We start from the raw sequence: 21,593 nt of genomic DNA on the forward strand, positions 1-21,593 counted from the left end.
GACCCATTATCCTTATTAACCAAATATAAGCTATCTTGAAATTTACGACTAACAGTCTCGATTTAAAGGCTCATCTAAATCTTTTCTAATATAAAAGTTGCTCATATTAAGTAAATAAGGATAATGGGCAAAGCCCAAACTTCGTGTATGATAAGATTTATTAGAATTTTTTTAAATTGTTCCTTCATAACTGTTACTTCACTTAGAGGGTAAAGCATGGAAAAAATTCCTCCGTGCCTAAGGAATTTTATAGAAATTATCATAACTAGGGTTAGGATCTCATTTTGTTACCGGCAATATATAATATATTATTATAAATATATATTATATCTAGTAAAGAAGAATAATAACCATATACGGGGTTTGGGTCAAGGGTCCTTTATCCTTATTAACCAAATATAGGCACTTTTTAAATTAACTGTGGTTTGTATAAAACCCTCATATAATTTAAAAAGTGCCTGTTTAAAATAGAGAAGGACAATGTGCTTCGTCCAACCCTTGTGTTTTTTCTAAAATGTAGATTTTCCAAAGCAAAGCGGGGGGGAAAATCATCCTGCATTCTTAATTCTTCTTTCTTAATTCTTAATTTTCTTTTATTAGATTGACAGGTCTTTGTCCTATTGACTATATTTACTTTAAGTTGTAATATATAACCAAGAATTTATTTACTTAATCGTATAAGTTGTCTACTTAAACATTTAAGTAGACATAAATTTAAGGAGGCACTTTTATGTTTGTTGATAAGAAAACTTTTAAAAATGACTTTAAAAAGAAGCTTATGACAATGTATGCCGAAGATGTAAACACATCGTCAAAACATCATCAATACTTTGCATTAGGTGGACTCATCAAAGAATATGCATCTCAAAGATGGATGAATACAAATAATCAATATTCACGTGAAGCACGAAAACAAGTTTATTACTTTTCAATGGAATTTCTAATAGGTAGATTACTTATAAGCAACATTATAAATTTAGGTATATATGACGTTTGCAGGGAAGGTCTTCAAGAATTAAATATAAACCTTGAAGATCTGGAAGGTCTCGAAAATGATGCTGGTCTTGGAAACGGAGGACTTGGAAGACTTGCTGCATGTTTCCTTGATTCCATGGCATCTCTTGGTATTCCCGGCCACGGCTGCGGTATAAGATATGATTATGGTTTATTTGAACAAAAAATAATCAATGGCTATCAAGTTGAAGTACCAGATAACTGGCTAAGATATGGAAACGTTTGGGAAGTACGTAGAGAAGATAAAGCTATCATAGTAAAATTTGGCGGTAAAGTAGAGCCTGTTATGAAAAACGGCAGACTTTGTTTTGAGCATAAAGACTATGAACCTGTTTTAGCTGTACCTTACGATACACCTATCATAGGATATAAAAACAACACTGTAAATACCATGAGGTTATGGAGTGCAGAAACTATAGATAAGGACTTCGACCTTGATTCTTTCAGTAAAGGTGAATATTCAAAAGCTGTAGAACATAGATATTCTGTAGAATCTATTTCACAGGTCCTATATCCTGATGATACACGTGTAGAGGGCAAAATTTTAAGATTAAAGCAGCAGTACTTTTTTGTATGTGCAGGTCTTAAAAGTATAATTAGAAGTTACAAGAAAACCGGACGACCTATGTCATCAATAGACAAGTATGTTCAAGTTCATATAAATGACACACATCCTTCTGTTGCTATAGCAGAATTCATGAGAATACTTATGGATGAAGAATTTTTATCCTGGGATGATGCAGCTAGAATAACAACAAACGTAATGGCATATACAAATCACACTATTTTAGCTGAAGCCCTTGAAAAATGGCCTATAGATTTGTTTAAGAAACTTCTTCCAAGAATTTTCATGATCATAAGCGAAATAAACGAAAGATTCTGTAGAAAGGTATATGCAAAATATCAGGATCTTGAAAAAGTTCACAAAATGGCTATAGTGTCAGATGGATATATAAATATGGCTTATCTCGCTATAGTTGGAAGTCATTCAGTAAATGGTGTTGCAAAACTTCATACGGAAATATTAAAACATAGAGAGCTTGCTAATTTCTATGAATTTTTCCCTGAAAAGTTTAATAATAAAACAAATGGAATAACTCATAGAAGATGGCTAATAAAATCTAATCCTGAACTTACTGCTTTAATCAATGATACTATAGGTACTAAGTGGATAAGAAATCCAAAAAGACTTATAGATCTTCTTCCTTATGCTAAAGATGAGAATTTCAAGTATAAGCTTCACAAAATAAAGCAGCATAATAAAATAAAATTTGCTCAAGCTGTAAAGGAAAAATACGATATAGATGTAGATCCAAATTCTATATTTGATGTACAGGTTAAAAGGCTCCATGCCTATAAAAGACAGGTTTTAAATGTATTTAATATACTGAATTTATATTATAGATTAAAGGATAATCCAAATTTAGATATAGTTCCGAGAACCTTCTTTTTTGGAGCTAAAGCTGCTCCTGGTTATTATCTTGCAAAATGTACAATAAAGTTAATAAATACAGTAGCTGACACGGTAAATAGTGATGCCTCCGTCAACAAAAAAATGAAAGTACTATTTCTAGAAAATTATTCAGTCTCACTTGCAGAAAAAATAATACCATGTGCTGATGTAAGTGAGCAAATCTCTACTACTACAAAAGAAGCTTCTGGAACCGGAAATATGAAGCTTATGATGAACGGTGCAATAACTGTAGCTACCCTCGATGGTGCAAATGTTGAAATTCATGATAAGGTTGGAGACGACAACATAATAATATTCGGAATGAAAAAAGATGAAGTAATGAATTATGAAAAGAATAAAAATTATAGAGCTATCGATTTTTACAATAATGATCCAAGGTTAAAAAGAATAATAGATAGTTTAGTAGATGGTTCTTTAGGAGTTTCACGCTCTGAATTTGCTGATATTTATAAATATCTTTTAGCTAACAACGATGAATTTTTCGTACTAAAAGATTTTGATGACTATGTAAAAGCTGAAGATAAAGTAGATGCCTTGTATAGAGATCAGAATAAATGGCTTGAGATGTCTACTATAAATATTGCACATTCAGGAGACTTCTCAAGTGACAATACTATAAAAAATTACGCCGAAGATATTTGGCATGTTAATCCTGTAAATATAAAATTAAAAGAATAAACTTTAGCTCTATTTTAAAATTTTTACACAAACTCATATAAATTAATTATGACCTCAAATATTTCTATAAAATTAATATATAGTAAGTCCAGAATTGCTACTCTTTTGTAGTAAACTCTGGACTTCTCTATTTTCAAGTTCCCAAATAAACGATTATTCCTTTAAATCCTTAATATTCACAATAAAATGCTCATTTGTCCTTATGGATTTAACCTGTATTTCTCCATCCTTATCTGTACTTATTGGTTCAAGCCATACAGGATCATTTTTATAATTCACATTAATAACACCCTTAGATGAAAGTATTTCTTTTACCCGTTTTTTATCCACTCTTATCTCCTCCCATATAGTAGTTCTTCCATTTTTCTTAGGAATTTATACATACCCTATACAGCATCACCCTCTAATGTTCTTCCATCATAATCACTTTTGCATAAAGCAATAAGCTGCATAGGATTTCCCTTTGCAGCTTATAAATTTTACTTATATTCTTTTAAATCTTCCGTACCTTCTAAAACTCTTAAAACTCCCTGAGCAAGTGCAAGCATTTCATCTTCGCCTGGATATACAACTATAGGTGCTATGAAAGAAACTTTCTTATATAAATAATCAGTCATAGTCTTACTATAGGCTATACCTCCTGTTAGTATTATAGCATCTACTTTGCCATCAAGAACTGCTGCCATTGCTCCTATATCCTTTGATACTTGATATGCCATTGCATCGTAAAGCTTTTTAGCTTCCTCATCACCTTTTAATGCTGCATTTTCTACTTCCATAGCGTTATTAGTTCCATGATAAGCTACAAAGCCACCTTGTCCTGTTATTTTATTCAATATTTCACTTTCAGTATATTTTCCGCTAAAACACATTTTAACTAAATCACCTGATGGTACATGTCCACTCCTCTCTGGAGAAAAAGCACCTTCGCCGTCAAGTGCATTGTTAACGTCAATTATTTTACCATATTTATGTCCTCCTACGGATATACCTCCACCCATGTGAGCAACTATAAGATTTAATTCTTCATATTTAGCTTTATTTTCTTTTGAATATCTTTTTGCAACTGCCTTTTGGTTTAGAGCATGAAATATGCTTTTTCTAGGAAGCTCTGGCATTCCAGAATATCTTGCAATGTCGTCCATTTCATCTACAACAACAGGGTCTACTATATAAGCTTCAATATTTAGTTTTTCTGCAATTTTATTTGCAATTATTCCTCCAAGATTAGAAGCATGCTCACCTTGTACCCCTATTTTTAGGTCTTCAAGCATTTTCTTATTAACCTTATATGTTCCTCCTTCTATAGGCTTTAAAAGTCCACCTCTACCAACTACAACATCAATTTCATTGATATCAATATTTTTTTCTTCCAAAATTTTCACTATAACATTTTTTCTAAACTCGAATTGTTCATATATATTTTTATGCTTTTGAAGTTCATTTGAAGAATGCCTTAATGTTTCTGTCATAACTTCCTTCTCATTTTCATATACTGCAATTTTAGTTGAAGTTGAACCTGGATTAATAATTAACAGTTTAAAATTCATAGCAAAATCCTCCGTGTATTTCTCTTAATTACATTCAATTTATTATACTATGAGGATTATAATAATTTCTATAAGTATTTATTTCCAAGGTACATTGCTAATAAGAAGTGTTTTTATATTATGATTAGAATATTTTCATTGGATGCAAATAAAGATGATTTTCCATAGCAGAGCTGCAAAAAATCATCTTTACTGTTTTATATTTTTAATTATTGCTGCAAATTTTTGAATTATTAAACCACGAAAAATAAGATTCCTTTATAACCATCATCTCAGGGCAATTTGGTAAATAAACCAAATATTTAATACCGTATTTAACTATAAGTCCTATAATATCTTTTAAGTCTAAAAATTTAACATTAGTTTCTTCTTTAAATCTAAATGCTTCTTCCTTTTCCCTAAATATTGGTACTGTCTTAATTCCGTCCATAATTTCATATGTCAATGAATTATCATCTGTACAAGGGCACCATGCCCCACCTTTATCCTGAAAATCAATAAGTAAATATTCCCTAAAAAGAAGCTGCATAAGCTTTTTATTTAATATAAGCTGTGATTTTTCATTAATATTTATAATTATACCATCTATGTTTTTTAGCGCTAATGCCTTTTTCAAGATATTTACAGAAGATACTTGGTATATTTTATCACAGGTTGCCTTGCCACTGTAAAAATTCTTAACAGATTTAGTATCTGTAAAAATTAAAGCATATCTGCTTCCGTCCTCTAATTCAATTATCTTTTGTATCTCATCAAAACTTTTTTCACTACTTGGAACATAATAGAACATTGCCTTCTGAGCTAATGCAGGTAACACATAATCTGCTGATCTGTTATTATTACTACATTCCTCCAAAAACAATCTTACATCTTCCTGAGCCATCGTTTTATCACCTCCATAATTAATAGCATTTTTTTAAATTTCATTTTTAATATAGTTAAACTTCATATTATACTTACTATATCGGAGGTTTAAAGAAAATTTTTATAGTTTTTTTAAAAAAATTTTTATTTTAATAATAATTGTCGTTAAAGTTAAAGCCAATATTTCTATACCTCATTACCCTTTTAAATAAAATTATATTAAATTTATTTAAAAATATTGTAATTCTAGCGAAAACATGATATGTTTAAAATACTCGAAACGTGCAGAATAATATGTATTAAGGTAACTTAGCTATTTATATTTAATAAATTTTATAGGTATACTAAAAGCATGCTCCCTTAAATAGCAATTTACTAATTGAACCTATATAGTATGAAGAAACTATGATGGATTTTCTGAAATTGGGCACTTGGAAAATTCTGAGTTAATAGTGCAACCGACCAACTATTGATATTTTTTAAAATATTTATCTATAGTTGGCCTTTTTTTATAATATTAGAAAATAAAACTTACTTAGGTGGCGATATTCAATGAAATTAAAGAAAATAAGAAATCATTTTTTAATAATTAGTAGTACACTGATGACTATTATTTATTTAATTTGGAGAATATTTTTTACTATTCCCATTGGAGATAATATAGTATCTATTTTTTCTGCGTTAGCATTATTAATTGTAGAAATTTTAGGAATGTTCGAAGCGGCAGTACACTATTACCAAATGTCAGAAATATCGTATCCATCAAAACCTAAAGTCAACGAAAATCTATTTCCTGATATAGACATTTTTATTGCTACATATAATGAGCCAAAAAAGTTACTTTATAAAACTATAAACGGCTGTATAAATATGGACTATCCCGATAAAACTAAAGTTCACATTTATTTATGTGACGATGGTAATCGACCCGAATTTAAGAATTTAGCACACTCTATGAAAATAAATTACTTAACCCGTAGTGATAGAAAAGGTTCAAAAGCAGGAAATTTAAATAATGCTCTTGCACACTCAACTTCACCTTTAATTGTAACTTTTGATGCAGATATGATTCCAATGCATGATTTTTTAACTGCTTCTGTACCCTATTTTCTTACATCTGAAAAAGTTGGTTTTGTTCAAACTCCACAAAGCTTTTATAATCCTGATTTATTTCAATATTATCTTTATTCAGAGGGAAGAATTCCAAATGAGCAGGATTATTTTTACAGAGACGTTCAAATTTCTAGAAACAAAAGCAATTCAGTTATATATGGCGGCACAAATACTGTTATTTCACGTAAAGCTTTAGAGGACGCAGGCGGATTTTACACCAAAGCTATAACTGAAGATTTTGCAACTGGTTTAATAATACAAAGCAAGGGTTATAAGTGCTATGCCATTAACGAAATCCATGCTTCAGGTCTTGCCCCTGAGGACTTACCAAGTTTAATTAAGCAGCGTGAGAGATGGTCAAGAGGCTGCATTCAGACTGGTAGAAAATTAAATATATTATTTAGAAAAGGTCTAACTATAGGTCAAAAACTAAGCTATATTTCTGCAATTTCTTACTGGTATTCAGGTATAAAAAGATTGATTTATATTATGTCCCCTATTCTTTTCTCAGTTTTTGGAGTAATTGTTGTAAAGTGTACTCTTACTCAAGTGCTTATTTTTTGGCTCCCAATGTATTTACTAAGCAACGCGGCATTAAAAAAATTATCCAACAATATAAGAACTACAAAATGGACGAATATATATGAAACTATTTTATTTCCATCACTTATTATTCCTGTTTTACTCGAAACCTTAGGTATATCACAGGTTAAATTTGCTGTAACACGAAAAGATGGAGTTCATGATGATAAAAATTATCGATTAAAAAGATCAGTCCCTCATATATTTTTTGCCGTACTTTCCTTAATAGGCATAATAAACTGTACTAAAATGATTTTTGATTCAGGGTCACCTACATACATAGTTGTTTTATTTTGGCTTGTAGTTAATTTTTATAATTTATTAATGTCTATATTTTTTATGCTTGGAAGAAAATCCTTCCGTACATCCGAAAGATTTTTAGCAAAAGAGAAATGTATAATTTCTTATTATGAAAATCAAATTAGTTCTACAACTATAGATATATCTGAAGGAGGACTAGCTGTTATTTTAAATTTTCCTGAATTTATACCTTATGATATTGATGTAAAACTCTCTATACATACTGAAATATACAATTGTGAATTTAAAGCTGTAGTTGTACATGTTCAAAATACAGGTAGGAGTTGGAAATATGCATTTAAAATAACAACTCTAGACGAAAGAAATCATAAAAAGCTGCTTCAAATTATTTATGATAGGGTACACTCCCTACCTAAAAGTTTGGATAAAAGTAATAGCATATTTGATGATATTAGAGTTAATGTACTTGATAGGAATAAAAAGCCGTTTCAATTTAACAGGAAACTTCCGCGCATTGAATTAAATACAGAATTATTATCAGATGAATCCGGAGAAGTAACCATGACGTCTTTTAATTATGAATATATTGTTTTAAAAGAAATTTGTTCCAAAAGGTTAAGTTCAAGATTAACGCTGCATATTAGCTACAATAAACGCATTAACTGTATTTTTGAAAAGAATATTAATTATAAACGAAAAGAAAAATTCCATTCTTATCTTTACAGAATTGAAGATTATAAAGCTTTACAGAAAGATGAAGAATTCAGGCAAATATTAAATCAATGGATTATTAATAACAAAGAAGTTCAATATCAAGCACTTAATAAAAATAGAAATGACGACTATCTTAATGAAATGGATTATTTATGATTTAGGAGGATTAACATGACATTTATTAAAAAAATACTACTGCTTTTTTTTATAATAATCTTAATTTTGCCTTATCATTTTATAGCTAAAGCAGATGCTACCTCAGGTATACTTATATCTGATAATATGCGTCAAATGTCAAACGGATCAACTGTCCAATATAATACAAATTCAATAAACGGAAATTATAATTTAACTGCTAAAATTACTTCTAAAGGATTAAAAAAAGGATATTATTCAACTATCTTTTATAATGCTTTAAACAATAATATGTTTAATTATGGAATAGTCTCTTTTGACATACATAATAACTCTAATAGCCAATTAAATATCAATTTTATGATCAATAAGCAAGATGGTACAAGTTTATCTATAGCAAATGACAGTTATGTACTTCTTAAAGAAAGTAGCAGTGCTTTAATAAAAAAATTATCTCCATCCAATGGAAGTATCGTAATTTCAAAAGGGTTTAATGGAACTGTTCTTATTCCACTAAACGCTTTAAAACAAAATCAAATTCAAAATACTAATCAGAATACTACATCTATGATTGCAAGCTTACCTTCTTGGTGGGGAATACTTATAACTTCAAAGGAGAATGAAAAAAAAGATTTTACTTTAAGCAATTTTAATCTAATAAACGCCGACAATAAAATACAGGAAATCGAAAATTTGAATGTAAACTTTAATGGTGACACAAGAGTTCAAATACCAGTTGTAGGTGAATCTATTGCTAAATATAGTGCCAATATTCATGATTCAAATGGAAATATAGTAAACCAAAAGATAACATATAAAATAGACACACCAAAGAAAGGAATTTCAATTGACAGCAATGGAATGCTTAAAATCAAACAAAATGTATCACCACAACCAATAAGAATAGATGCAGTGATAGACAATAATTTAGCATTTGAATCCAAAGAAATTCAACTATATAAATCATGGACATTAGATGCAAAAGAATTGGACGGTACAAGCAAAAGTATCCCTCAAACCTACGAAGTAAAAAAAATATTAGGCAGTACATATAAATTTTTGATGTCCGATTATGTAATGAATATTATAAGAATTTCTGCTGTTATATCATTACTGCTATTTATAAAATTATATTTATATTGGAAAAAAATTAATTACAAAGAAAAAAAGTTTAATAGAAAAGAATATATTATTAGACGAAATAGAAAAAAATATTGATAAATTATTTAATATATAAAGGGTGAATTAATAATGCTATTTTCAAGTATAGTTTTCATACTGTATTTCTTGCCAATAACCTTGGTATTATACTATTTAACATCATTTTCTAAAAAGCTTCAAAATATTATACTTTTAGTACTCAGTTTAATTTTTTATGCCTGGGGACAATCTTCATATGTACTAATTATGGTATTTTCTATTTTATTTAATTACATATTAGGCTTATTAATTGAAAAATACAAAGCAAAATTCTTTTTAATATTTGGATGCTTGTGTAACCTTGGAATACTCTTTGTATTTAAATATTTAGGATTTTTCATAAGAAATATAAACAGTTTACAATCCTTTAAAATACCAGTCCCTACCCTATCTCTGCCTGTTGGTATTTCTTTTTTTACATTTAAAGCTGTATCGTACCTTGTAGATGTTTATAAAGAAAAATCAAAAGCAGCTAAGAATCCTATTTATGTTGGGCTCTACATATCATTTTTCCCTGAGCTCTTAGCTGGACCTATTTCTAAATACAACAATATAGTAGATCAAATAAAAAGTAGAAAAATCACATGGCAAAAATTTTCCGTAGGTTCATGTAGATTTATTACAGGTCTTAGTAAAAAAGTTCTTATATCAAATAGTATGGCTGTTATAGTCGATAGAATTATTTCTCTCAATGGTAATTTAAACATACCGGCAACACTTGCATGGCTTGGATCCATTGCGTATACTCTTCAAATATATTTTGATTTTTCTGGATACTCTGATATGGCAATAGGACTAGGATTAATGCTAGGATTCAAATTTGAGGAAAACTTTAATTATCCATATATATCAAAATCCATATCAGAATTCTGGCGCAGATGGCACATTACTTTAAGTACATGGTTTAAAGACTATGTTTATTTCCCCCTTGGAGGTTCTAGAGTTAAAAATAAAGATAAATTAATACGTAACCTGCTTATTGTATGGGTACTCACTGGAGTGTGGCACGGTGCAGAATGGACATTTGTAATCTGGGGATTTTTGAATTTTGTCTTCATTGCTTTAGAAAAGTTATTATCTTTTGACAAATTGGATATAAAACCTATATATAAACATCTTTATGCACTTTTCATTATAAATTTAGGTTGGGTTATTTTTAGAGCAAAGGATTTAGAAGCAGCTGGTAAATATATTGCATGCATGTTTGGCCTTAAAAACAATGGTTTCTGGAGCCCATACACATTTATGTTTATAAAAGAAAATATTGTTTTCTTTATAGCTGGAATCATATTATCAACTCCAATAGCAAGAAAAACTAACACATATATAGTATATAAAGCAAAGCATGCTGCTCTTTTAGAAGTTTTGTATCCAATTTCTATATTAGGACTTTTTTTAATATCCTTATCCTATATAGTAAAAGGTTCTTATAATCCATTTATTTATTTTAAATTTTAAGGAAAAGAGGAAATATGAATGGACAGACTATTTTTCAAAAAATTTATAACATCCATACTATTTGTCATTTTACTTTTTGTACTTTCCTTTAATAATTTTGCGAAAAATTATACATCTTTATTAAATGCATTTAAAAATACAAAATTTAACAGTATATCTATAAATAGCGCTACAAGCTCCTTAGAAAATACATTAAATGATAGCACCTATGGTAAATATACCTTTATAGAATTATATGGATATATTCAAAAATTAATGTGCAAAAATGAAGAATCAAATTTCGAAGTTGTAAAGGATGAAAACGGATTTTTGCATTACACCTATTTTGCAAGTCAGCCTAATGCTGTTTATCCACTTGTAAAAAGAATGCAAGCTTTGAAAAGCAACCTAAAAGACAAAAACACTAAACTAATTTACATGATGCCGCCAGATAAATACATAAGAGGTTATTCAAAATTCCCATATGGAATTCCATACAGTTATTCAAATGAAACGGCAGATGCATTTCTAAATTTACTGAAAAAGAATAATATTAATACAATAGATCTGCGTAAAAATTTGAGCAAAAGCGATATTCCAAACGATCAGCTATTTTTTAAGACCGATCATCACTGGACAATTCAAACAGCTTTTTATGAATTTGGAGAGCTTGTGAAAACTTTAAATGAAAGATACGATTTGAATATCGATAAAGATGGCTTTTATACGAATAAAAATAATTATAATTTTATAACTTACAAAAATTCCTATGTTGGATCAATGGGACGAAAAACTGGAATTACATATTCTGGGGTAGATGATTTTACTTTAATTTACCCTAAGTTTGATACAAATTATAACTTCTACTGTAAAACAGGAAGTCAGATATTTAATTTTAATGGTAGATTTGAAGATACTCTACTTACAATATCACCTTTTAGAACTAACAAAGGTACTTATGATTTAGAAGCTGATAAATATTCTTCATACCTTTTTGGCAATAGAGGAATTGTCCATGTGACAAACAAAAATAATCCCAATGGTCCAAAGGTTTTATTTGTAAAAGACTCAGTTACTGTACCACTTGCAGCATTTTTATCTACTGTTTGCTCTGATGTTTACCTTGTTGATCCTAGATATTATACTGGCAGCATTCCAGCTTATATAAATAGTGTAAAGACTGACTTTGTGTTTGTATCATTTTACCCTCAAGATTTAACAATGGATTTCTTTAAATTTTAAGAAATAATGAATTACATTTATGGAGGTTTTAATAATGAAACTTGGTAGGTTCAAAATTTTCCCTTTAGTTATATTAACTATTATTTCTCTAACGAGCTGCGTGAATACACATAAAAAAATCCAGAACAAAAGAACCTACGGAAGTGATTATTATAATTACTGGAAAAAGAAATATGTTGTAAGCGTAAATTCCAGCATGAGTAAAGTAGTTAATCCTGAAAATAATAAAATTACTGTCAGTGAAGGAATGGGCTATGGTCTCCTATTTAGTGCTGCTTATGATGATAAAAACCAATTTGATAAGCTTTGGAATTATACTAAGCACTACCTCGATAATAATGGTTTAATGAACTGGAAAATAAACTCTAATGGAAATATTTCAGGTTATGGATCAGCTTCAGATGCAGATGAAGATATAGCATATGCTCTTTTACTTGCAGCAGAAAAATGGCCTAATGCTAGCTACAATAAGGAAGCGGTAAAAATGATTAACGCAATAAAAAGCACAGAAATTTCAAAAGATTATATACTTTTACCTGGTGACAGTTGGGGAAACAATCCCCCTTTTAATCCCTCCTACGTTTCTCCATACTACTATTATAAATTTGCCGCACTTTCAAGCTCTGAAAAAAATTATTGGGAAAAAGTGCTGAATGTAAATGTTAACCTTCTAAATCAAAATATAGACAAAGAAACAGGACTTTTACCTGATTGGATTAATAAAGATGGCACTATAAAAGCTGAAAATAATAAATTTGGATATGATGCAGTAAGAGTTCCTTTAAGGCTTATTGAATTTTATAATGAAACGCATAATTCTACAGCAAAGGATATATTAGAGAGAGAAAATGACTTTCTTTCAAAAATTGGTTCTAATAAGCTAGTCTCCGGATACAGCACAGATGGTAAACCATTAGCAAACTACATAAACTCCGTATATTTATCTTCTTTTTCAGCAGCAAGCCTTATTAATAAAGATTCTAACTTCAGCAAAGAAATGATAACTAAACTCAAGAATTCTAAAGATGAAAGCTATTACGGATGCTCTTTAAAGATGTGGGTGTTTCTTATTTTAGATAATAAACTAAATTAAGTCTCATAATAAAATATACTACTATTCTAAGGATTAATAATATATAGTTTATAAACAAAACACATCTACTATACACCTAAAATTCCGTAGATACGGAGGAATTTTTCCCTTGTTTTACTTCAAAAGTGAACTAACAGTGCTTTTGGAACAATTTAAAAAAATTCTAATAAATCTTGTTAAAAAATCATAAAATCCTTAGAATTTTGAATTTGTCTGAACGCTAGTGAGTTATTCAAAACTCTTAGGATTTTATGATTTTTTAACATTAGATTTATAGAACTTTTTTAATGTTCCAAAGCACTGTTAGTTCACTTTATTTAAAGTATCCTACTCCACTTTCAAATATCTTCTGATCTTGATTTCCAACTATATTTTTATAAGTATTAGTTGAGAATCTTTCTGAATGACCCATCTTTCCAAATATTCTTCCATCAGCACTTGTTATACCCTCTATACATAACACAGAACCATTAGGGTTAACAGCTGTATCATAACTTGAATTACCATTTAAGTCTACGTATCTAGTTGCTATTTGGTCATTCTTTATAAGCTGCTCTACCATCTCTTTACTTGCTGCAAATCTTCCTTCACCATGAGAAATTGGAATACTGTGTATATCCCCTACTTTTACATTCGAAAACCATGGTGACTTATTTGAAACTATCTTAGTATACGCAATTTGAGATACATGTCTTCCTATGTTGTTATAAGTTAAAGTAGGACATTTATCGTCTATTTCTCTTATTTCACCAAAAGGTACAAGACCTAACTTTATAAGTGCCTGGAAGCCGTTACATATACCAAGCATAAGTCCATCTCTATTTTTCAATAAATTCATTACAGCTTCCCTAATCTTTTCATTTCTAAATACTGCTGCTATGAATTTTCCTGAACCATCTGGCTCATCTCCTGCACTGAAGCCTCCTGGTATCATTATTATCTGTGAATCATTAATCTGTTTTACCATTTCATCTATAGATTCTGCAATATAATTTGCCTTCATATTTTTAAATACCACTGTATTAACTTCTGCTCCTGCTTTCTCAAAAGCTCTTGTAGAATCATATTCACAGTTCGTTCCAGGAAATACTGGTATAAATACTCTTGGCTTAGCGATTTTATTTAATGAAGTATGACGAACTGGAGCCTGAGTTTTAATTTCATTATATAAACCTAAATCTAATTTATAAGTAGCTTCCGCCTTAGTAGGGAATATCTTCTCTAAAGGTTCCGTATAAGCTTTATATGCTTCTTCAAGTGATATTGAAGTTTCTTTTAATTCTATAGTTTCATCAGATATTGTCTTTCCAAGTACTTCATATTTTACACCTTGAAGTAACTCATTAGCTTCTAATCCTTCTGGAATTTCTAATACTATTGATCCATAATCAGGACTAAATAAGTCTGCTTTAGCTTCAAATTTAAATCCTATTTTATTTCCAAAGCACATTTTACTTATAGCTGCACATAATCCACCATGTCTAACACTTTGAGCACTTAATACCTTTTTAGCCTTAATTAACTTTTCTACAATATCAAAGTTTTTCTTAAGTTCATCAAATAGAGGAATTTCATTTTCGTCTCTTTGGCATTTAACTAACACTACACTGCTGCCCATCTTCTTAAATTCAGGGGATATTACGTTATTTACATTAACTACATCCACCGCAAAAGATACAAGAGTTGGAGGAACATTTAAATCCATAAAAGTACCGGACATACTATCTTTTCCACCTATAGCTGGTGTTCCAAAGACTTCCTGAGCTTTAAGAGCTCCAAGAAGAGCTGCAAATGGTTTACCCCATCTTTCAGGATCCTTGTTTAACCTCTCAAAGTATTCCTGAAAAGAAAGTCTTGTTTTTCTGTAATCTCCACCCATACATACTAATTTTGTTAATGACTCAATAACCGCATACATTGCTCCATGGAAAGGACTCCAGTCTCCTATTTTGGGATTGTATCCATAAGTCATTACTGTACCTGTTGTAGTATCACCTTTAAGAATTGGAAGCTTTGCTGCCATTCCTTCAGCTGGAGTTATTTGATATTTACCTCCAAAAGGCATTAAAACACTTCCTGCACCAATAGTACTATCAAATCTCTCTGAAAGACCTTTCTGGCTGCATACATTTATATCCTTTAATGTATTTAAAAATTCTTCTTTAACATCTTTAATTTCATTTTCAGTTTTAAAATAATCTTCATTTTCTTCTGGAGCCTTTACAAAAACATCTACATTCTGTCTTACTCCATTTGTATCTAAAAATGCTCTTGAAATATTTACAATTGCATTTCCCTTCCAGAATAATTTAAGTCTTTTAGTATCAGTTACTTTCGCAGCTACAACCGCTTCCAAATTTTCTGCATTTGCATATTTTATAAACTTTTCTGCATTTTCTTTTGTAACTACAACTGCCATTCTTTCCTGAGATTCAGAAATTGCAAGCTCTGTTCCATCAAGACCATCATACTTCTTAGGAACTACATCAAGATTTATGTCAAGTCCGTCTGTAAGTTCTCCTATAGCAACAGAAACTCCACCTGCTCCAAAATCATTACATCTTTTTATCATAGTACTAACTACTTTATTTCTAAATAATCTTTGAAGCTTTCTCTCCGTTGGCGCATTACCCTTTTGAACTTCAGCACCGCAGTTTTGAAGTGAATTCACATCATGTTCCTTTGAAGAACCTGTAGCACCACCGCAGCCATCTCTTCCTGTTCTGCCACCCAATAAAATAACTACATCAGATGGTTTTGGTTCTTCTCTTACAACATTTTCTCTAGGTGCTGCACCAACTACAGCTCCAACTTCCATCCTCTTAGCTATAAAGCCTTCATCATAACATTCTGAAACCTGTCCTGTTGCAAGTCCTATTTGATTTCCATAAGAACTATAACCATGTGCTGCACCTAAGGTTATTTTTTTCTGTGGAAGTCTTCCCTTCGTAGTATCTTCTATACTAACTCTTGGATCTCCACTTCCTGTAACTCTCATTGCTTGATATACATATGATCTACCAGATAAAGGATCTCTTATAGCTCCCCCAAGGCATGTTGCAGCTCCTCCAAAAGGTTCTATTTCTGTAGGATGATTATGAGTTTCATTTTTAAACATTACAAGCCATTTTTCTGTTTTTCCGTTAATGTCCGCATCTACTACTATGCTGCATGCATTTATTTCTTCAGATTCATCAAGATCTTTAAGCATTCCTTTTTTCTTTAATTTCTTCATTCCTATAACTGCAATGTCCATAAGACAAACTTCTTTTTTTCTATCTCCATAAACATACTTTCTTGCATCAACATAATTTTCATATGCTTTCTTTAAAACATCTGTATACTTTCCATCTTCAAATTTTATATCATTGAGTCTTGTCTGGAAAGTTGTATGTCTACAATGATCTGACCAATAAGTATCTATAACCTTTATTTCTGTAATTGTAGGATTTCTTTTTTCTTCATTCTTAAAATATTCCTGGCAAAACTTTAAATCTTCCATACTCATTGCCAGTCCCTCTTTATTAAGGAACTTTTCAAGTGAACCCTCGTTCATAATTGTAAAATTCTCTATAGTTTCAACTTCATATGGAAGATCATATTTAACTTCTAATGTTTCTGGTTTATCAAGTGAAGCTTCCCTTGAATCCACTGGATTTATAACATATTTTTTAATCTTTTCAAAATCTTCTGTACTTATATTTCCCTTTAAAATAATCACTTTTGCAGAAGCAATTAAAACATCTTCATTACCTGTAAGTATCTGCATGCACTGAGCTGCGGAATCTGCTCTTTGGTCATACTGTCCTGGCAAATATTCTACAGCAAAAACTTTTTCTTCATTTAAAATCTCAATTTTCTCATCATATACATCATCAACAGTTTTTTCTGAAAATACAATTTTCTTAGCATCTTCATATTCATTATCATCTATTCCTGAAACATCATATCTATTAACTATCGATAAGTCTTCTAAAGCCTTTATTCCGAGATTTTCTGTCAAATCCTTGAAAAGTGCTTTTGCTTCAACATTAAAACCCGCTTTTTTCTTTACGAATATACGCCTTACTTTTGTATTCATAATCATTCTCCTTAACTGTTTTTACGAACATTATTTGCATTTATAATAAAATCATTCGTTATTCCCAAAATTATTATAATACATTTTGGCATAAAATTAAAGTGGAAATCACATAGATTAAATTATTAAATCACTATTTAGGCAAGTAAACTTTCAATAATTCTACGAAGCTTGCAAAATTTAAATAACTGATTTAGTTTAATATATTATTTTTCGCAGAAAAGCGGAGAAAAATTCACCTTGCTTTTATTTTAAGCGAAGTAATAGTATTTTGGCAACGATTTAAATAAAAGTCAATAAGACTTGCTTCAAATTATGAAAAGACTTAGAAATTTTAATTTGTATGAGCTTTTTTTCAGCGAGTTATTAAAATTTATTAGTATTTTTATAATTTGAAGCTTAGTCTTATGATTTTTATTTAATGTTTCAAAATACTATTACTTCGCAAATATATCGATTATATTAGTAAACGTTTCTTCACTTTCTTTTATCTTTTCTTCACTTCCAAATACACATATACAATTTTCTTGAGCGCATTTGTTTAAAATGTCGTAAGCTTCTCTTATGTCTTTTACTGTTGAATTTAATATACCTTCACGTTCTTTTTGTATATAATCGTCACTCACTCCTGTTAGATACTGAGTAACTGCCTTTTCGCACTTTGAGTAATTACTTAAAGGCATATCTATACCACTTATAGTTCCAAGTATATATTTATCCATTTCTCTTCTACTAACATTAAAATTTTTCACAAAATCTGCAAAAGAATCATATGCATTTATAGTTTCAATTAGATTAGGATCTCTGTAAGATGTAAAAATAAAGTTACCATTTCTTGATAATGACATAGATGCTCCATAAGCTCCTCCCTTTACCCTTACACTGTTCCAAAGGTAATCATAATTTGCTATAGTTCTTAAAACAAGAAGAGATCCTCTATGCTTAAAATTAAATTTTCTAAAATTAAAGCCCTTTGCAACATATTGAACCTCTGATGGCACTATAAAAGCCTCATTTAATTTTTTCAGTTCAAACCTATATTCCTTTATATCAAATTTATCATCTTTTAATTTAGCCTTAAATTCAATAAAAAGCTTTTTAAAATCTTCATAATCTTTCTCTTCCGCGGAATAAGCTATAATCAAATTTTGTTTATTAAATATATAATTTGAAACTTCTTTTAAATTTAATGCAATTTCATCTTTTTTATCTTCAAAATTATCGCTTAAATCTGAAATAAATCTATAAAACTGGGCACCTGCTATATCATCAAGATATTTATATGAATTTGACAAATAAGAGCCTAGTCTTATAGAAGCCGCCCTATTTCCAGCACTTATTATTACCATCTGGAGCCTAGATTTAATTTCATCAATTATTTGTCTAAGTCTTTTGGTATCATTATAAATACTATAATTAATTATTTCTTCTACAATTTCAAATATTTTAGGAAGCTTTTGTTTTAAGCTTCTAGCTCTCACTACAAATTTAGTGGAATAATCATCGAACTTTTCAATCTTACTATACAAATCAAGAGAAAAATCTAATCCACCTAAATTTTCTATAGCTTCATTAGATAAATCTTTAAAATCATATTTTTCTGTATTAACTTTGCCAATTACCGATGATAAAAGTGAAGCATACGGTATCATATTCTGAGGCAGTGTTTTAGCTTCAAAATACATGCTGACATATTGAATACCCCTAGTATTTGAAGGACACCAGATTATTTTCGTGCTACCTTCATCTATAATTTTACTTTTTATCACCTCTGATTTTTTATTCACATCTTCTATAGAAATAAGAGGAATTGATTCAAGAGCTTCTTCTGTATCTGGAGTACTTTGCCTTAGTTCTAACCTTTTATTTAAATTTATAATTTTAAGAAGCTCCGCATCTGAAAGACCATTTTTAAAATTCAAAAGTTTAAGTCTCATCTCTTTGTTTTTCTCTTCTTCAAGATTTTTCTTAGGTTTTGCGGTTATTAATACACTATAGTTATTATCTAAAATATATTTTTCTATAAGCTTTTCAAAATAATTTCCTTCTGCATATTTTCTTATTTTTTTAATAATCTCATTAAATCTAAGTTTGAAAAATGGATCTCCACCATAAAGCATACTTTCCAATACTTTTTCATTATAAACAAGTCCTGCTGGATAAGAATCAAAATTGCTCTCTCTAAGAGAAAATTCCTTTGCATTTATAACTGCATTAATAAGTTTTTTATCTATTCCACCTTTTACAAGTTTTTTAAGCGTAGAAAAAACAATATCTTTAAATTTGTCCTTTTCACTTAAATTAGAATCCTTGAGTATTATACTGAAGGTAGGTTTTAGTATTGAATCATCATAAACTCCAAAAACATCCTTACCTATATTCGCATCCGCAATTGCTCTCTTAAGTGGTGATGAAGATGTCTCAAGTAAAATGTCCTCTAAAAGATCAAGGGCAGTACAAAGCTCCTCATCTAAAATATTTCCTGCTGCAAAGCTCATACCAAAATACGTTTTGTCATTTTCACTTTCTCCTGCTGAAATTGAATATTCTATATCAGTTTCCTGCATTCTATCGAAGTTTTGATTAATTTGTATTTCATTATGAAAATCTTTTTTATTAAAGTCTTTTAAATAATTATCATCAAGAAATTCTAACACTTCCCCGATATCAATGTCACCGTATACATATATTATGCTATTTGATGGATGATAGTATTTTCTATGAAAATCTAAAGCATCTTTATAAGATAAATTAACTATATCATCAGCCTTTCCACCTGAATCAAATCCATAAATACTTCCCTTAAAAAGCACTTCATCCATAGTCTCAGATAGCATTGAAATAGGTGATGAATATACTCCCTTCATTTCGTTGTAAACCACACCATTATATTTTATTTCATCCTCTGGGCTATTTATATCATAATGCCAGCCCTCCTGCATTATAATTTCGGGTGTATTATATATATCCGGATAAAAAACCGCATCTAAATATACATCCATAAGGTTCATGAAATCCTTTTTATTTCTACTTGCAACAGGATACATAGTTTTATCTGGATAAGTTGCAGCATTTAAATACGTATTAAGAGAACCTTTAAGTATTTCTATAAAAGGCTCTTTAACTTTAAATTTCCTTGAACCGCATAAAACAGAATGCTCTAATATATGAGTAACTCCAGTATTATCTTTGGGCGGAGTCTTAAACGTTATAGAAAACACCTTATTATCATCATCATTTTTTAAATTCACAAGTACTGCGCCACTCTTTATATGCTTAAAAACTCTTCCTTCTGAATTTATTTCATCTATTTCAGTTGTACTTTCAAGTTTAAATCCACTGTAAATATCATTGGTTTTAAATTTCATTCAATTTCCTCCTGCATTCATATTTGTGTACTCCCATTATAATATTTACATTTTGTCCAATCAAGCTATTTAATATTACATTTTCTGCTTCTCACAATTAAACTCACTATTTGCTTTAAATACTGAAGCTGGATAGCAATTGTAAGCTTTGAACTTCCAAGACTTCTACTTTTAAAAGAATATGGTATTTCAACAAAGTTTTTATAATTTCCCATAACAAGTATTTCTATTAATATTTTCCATCCTATAGGTCTTAAGTCCCTATTTTCTATTACATATCTCCTCACCATAAAAAGACCTCCGGTTGGATCTGACACTTTTCTAAGTTTTTTTAAAAATAGCTTTCCAATATATCTTGCAGTAAAAGAAACTAGTTTTCTAAATATATTTAATCCTCCATCACTGCCGCCTTTTATGAATCTACTTGGAACTACTATATCTGCACCATTATTTATTTCATCTAACATATTTTTAAGTACTTCAGGTGGATGCTGTAAATCACCATCCATAACAGAAATTATATCTCCACGTGCAACTTTAAAGCCGTAAATTACAGCAGAAGAAAGTCCCCTTTTATTTTCTCTATGCTTTAATATCACATTCTTATACTTTAAAGTTAAATCCTTTATTATATTTGTAGTTTCATCATTACTATCATCAACAAATATAATTTCATGTTCACTACTACCAAGTGCTTTTTCTATTCTTAAAACTAGCTCGGACACATTGTCCTTTTCATTATATACAGGGATAACTATAGATAACATACATAATATCCTCCTCTTTA

The 21,593-nt window shown here is 29.7% G+C and carries 12 protein-coding genes and 1 riboswitch; of the genes, 6 read left to right on the forward strand and 6 right to left on the reverse strand.

Translation table 11 applies throughout. From position 1 onward, the window contains the following. The first annotated feature begins 730 nt into the window (after positions 1-730). Positions 731-3,166, forward strand: a complete 2,436-nt coding sequence (locus BEE63_RS01050) for a glycogen/starch/alpha-glucan phosphorylase (RefSeq protein ID WP_066019618.1) — start codon at positions 731-733, stop codon at positions 3,164-3,166. 153 nt (positions 3,167-3,319) lie between these two features. On the opposite strand, the gene BEE63_RS01055 is transcribed toward BEE63_RS01050, so the two are convergent. The 3 genes from BEE63_RS01055 to BEE63_RS01065 form a co-directional block, all read right to left on the reverse strand. Next, positions 3,320-3,496 carry an H-type small acid-soluble spore protein gene (locus tag BEE63_RS01055; RefSeq protein WP_066019619.1) on the reverse strand — a complete coding sequence of 59 codons (177 nt, stop codon included), beginning with the start codon at positions 3,494-3,496 and terminating at the stop codon, positions 3,320-3,322. Between the two features lie 149 nt (positions 3,497-3,645). Then, entirely contained in the window at positions 3,646-4,716 is a 1,071-nt protein-coding gene (buk, locus tag BEE63_RS01060) for a butyrate kinase (RefSeq protein WP_066019620.1), read from the reverse strand. Between the two features lie 205 nt (positions 4,717-4,921). Next, positions 4,922-5,599 (reverse strand): hypothetical protein, encoded by a 678-nt coding sequence (locus tag BEE63_RS01065; RefSeq protein WP_066019621.1) that lies wholly within the window; start codon positions 5,597-5,599, stop codon positions 4,922-4,924. 370 nt (positions 5,600-5,969) lie between these two features. Then, positions 5,970-6,050: riboswitch (cyclic di-GMP riboswitch) on the forward strand. An 82-nt stretch (positions 6,051-6,132) separates the two neighbouring features. On the opposite strand from BEE63_RS01065, the gene BEE63_RS01070 reads away from it, so the two are divergent. The 5 genes from BEE63_RS01070 to BEE63_RS01090 are packed head-to-tail and all read left to right on the forward strand — an operon-like array spanning position 6,133 to position 13,357. Continuing rightward, positions 6,133-8,406 carry a glycosyltransferase gene (locus BEE63_RS01070; protein ID WP_066019622.1) on the forward strand — a complete coding sequence of 758 codons (2,274 nt, stop codon included), beginning with the start codon at positions 6,133-6,135 and terminating at the stop codon, positions 8,404-8,406. 15 nt (positions 8,407-8,421) lie between these two features. Then, positions 8,422-9,603: a hypothetical protein gene (locus BEE63_RS01075; RefSeq protein WP_066019623.1), complete on the forward strand. Its 1,182-nt coding sequence runs from the start codon at positions 8,422-8,424 to the stop codon at positions 9,601-9,603. A 33-nt stretch (positions 9,604-9,636) separates the two neighbouring features. Continuing rightward, positions 9,637-11,043, forward strand: a complete 1,407-nt coding sequence (locus tag BEE63_RS01080) for an MBOAT family O-acyltransferase (RefSeq protein ID WP_066019624.1) — start codon at positions 9,637-9,639, stop codon at positions 11,041-11,043. An 18-nt stretch (positions 11,044-11,061) separates the two neighbouring features. Next, complete coding sequence (locus BEE63_RS01085) at positions 11,062-12,264, forward strand: DHHW family protein (protein ID WP_066019625.1); 1,203 nt, start codon at positions 11,062-11,064, stop codon at positions 12,262-12,264. 34 nt (positions 12,265-12,298) lie between these two features. Then, a complete protein-coding gene (locus BEE63_RS01090; RefSeq protein ID WP_066019626.1) occupies positions 12,299-13,357 on the forward strand; it encodes a glycosyl hydrolase family 8 in 1,059 nt (352 codons plus the stop codon). Positions 13,358-13,670: 313 nt separating this feature from the next. On the opposite strand, the gene BEE63_RS01095 is transcribed toward BEE63_RS01090, so the two are convergent. The 3 genes from BEE63_RS01095 to BEE63_RS01105 all read right to left on the reverse strand — a co-directional run bounded on the left by BEE63_RS01095 (position 13,671) and on the right by BEE63_RS01105 (position 21,573). Further along, positions 13,671-17,438: a phosphoribosylformylglycinamidine synthase gene (locus tag BEE63_RS01095; RefSeq protein ID WP_066019627.1), complete on the reverse strand. Its 3,768-nt coding sequence runs from the start codon at positions 17,436-17,438 to the stop codon at positions 13,671-13,673. A 437-nt stretch (positions 17,439-17,875) separates the two neighbouring features. After that, positions 17,876-20,806, reverse strand: a complete 2,931-nt coding sequence (locus BEE63_RS01100; protein WP_066019628.1) for an insulinase family protein — start codon at positions 20,804-20,806, stop codon at positions 17,876-17,878. A gap of 65 nt (positions 20,807-20,871) precedes the next feature. Beyond that, the gene (locus BEE63_RS01105; protein ID WP_066019629.1) at positions 20,872-21,573 is read right to left on the reverse strand and encodes a polyprenol monophosphomannose synthase; all 702 of its coding nucleotides are present in this window, start codon (positions 21,571-21,573) and stop codon (positions 20,872-20,874) included. Positions 21,574-21,593 lie beyond the last annotated feature (20 nt).

Source organism: Clostridium pasteurianum, assembly GCF_001705235.1.
Lineage (GTDB): Bacteria > Bacillota > Clostridia > Clostridiales > Clostridiaceae > Clostridium_S > Clostridium_S pasteurianum_A.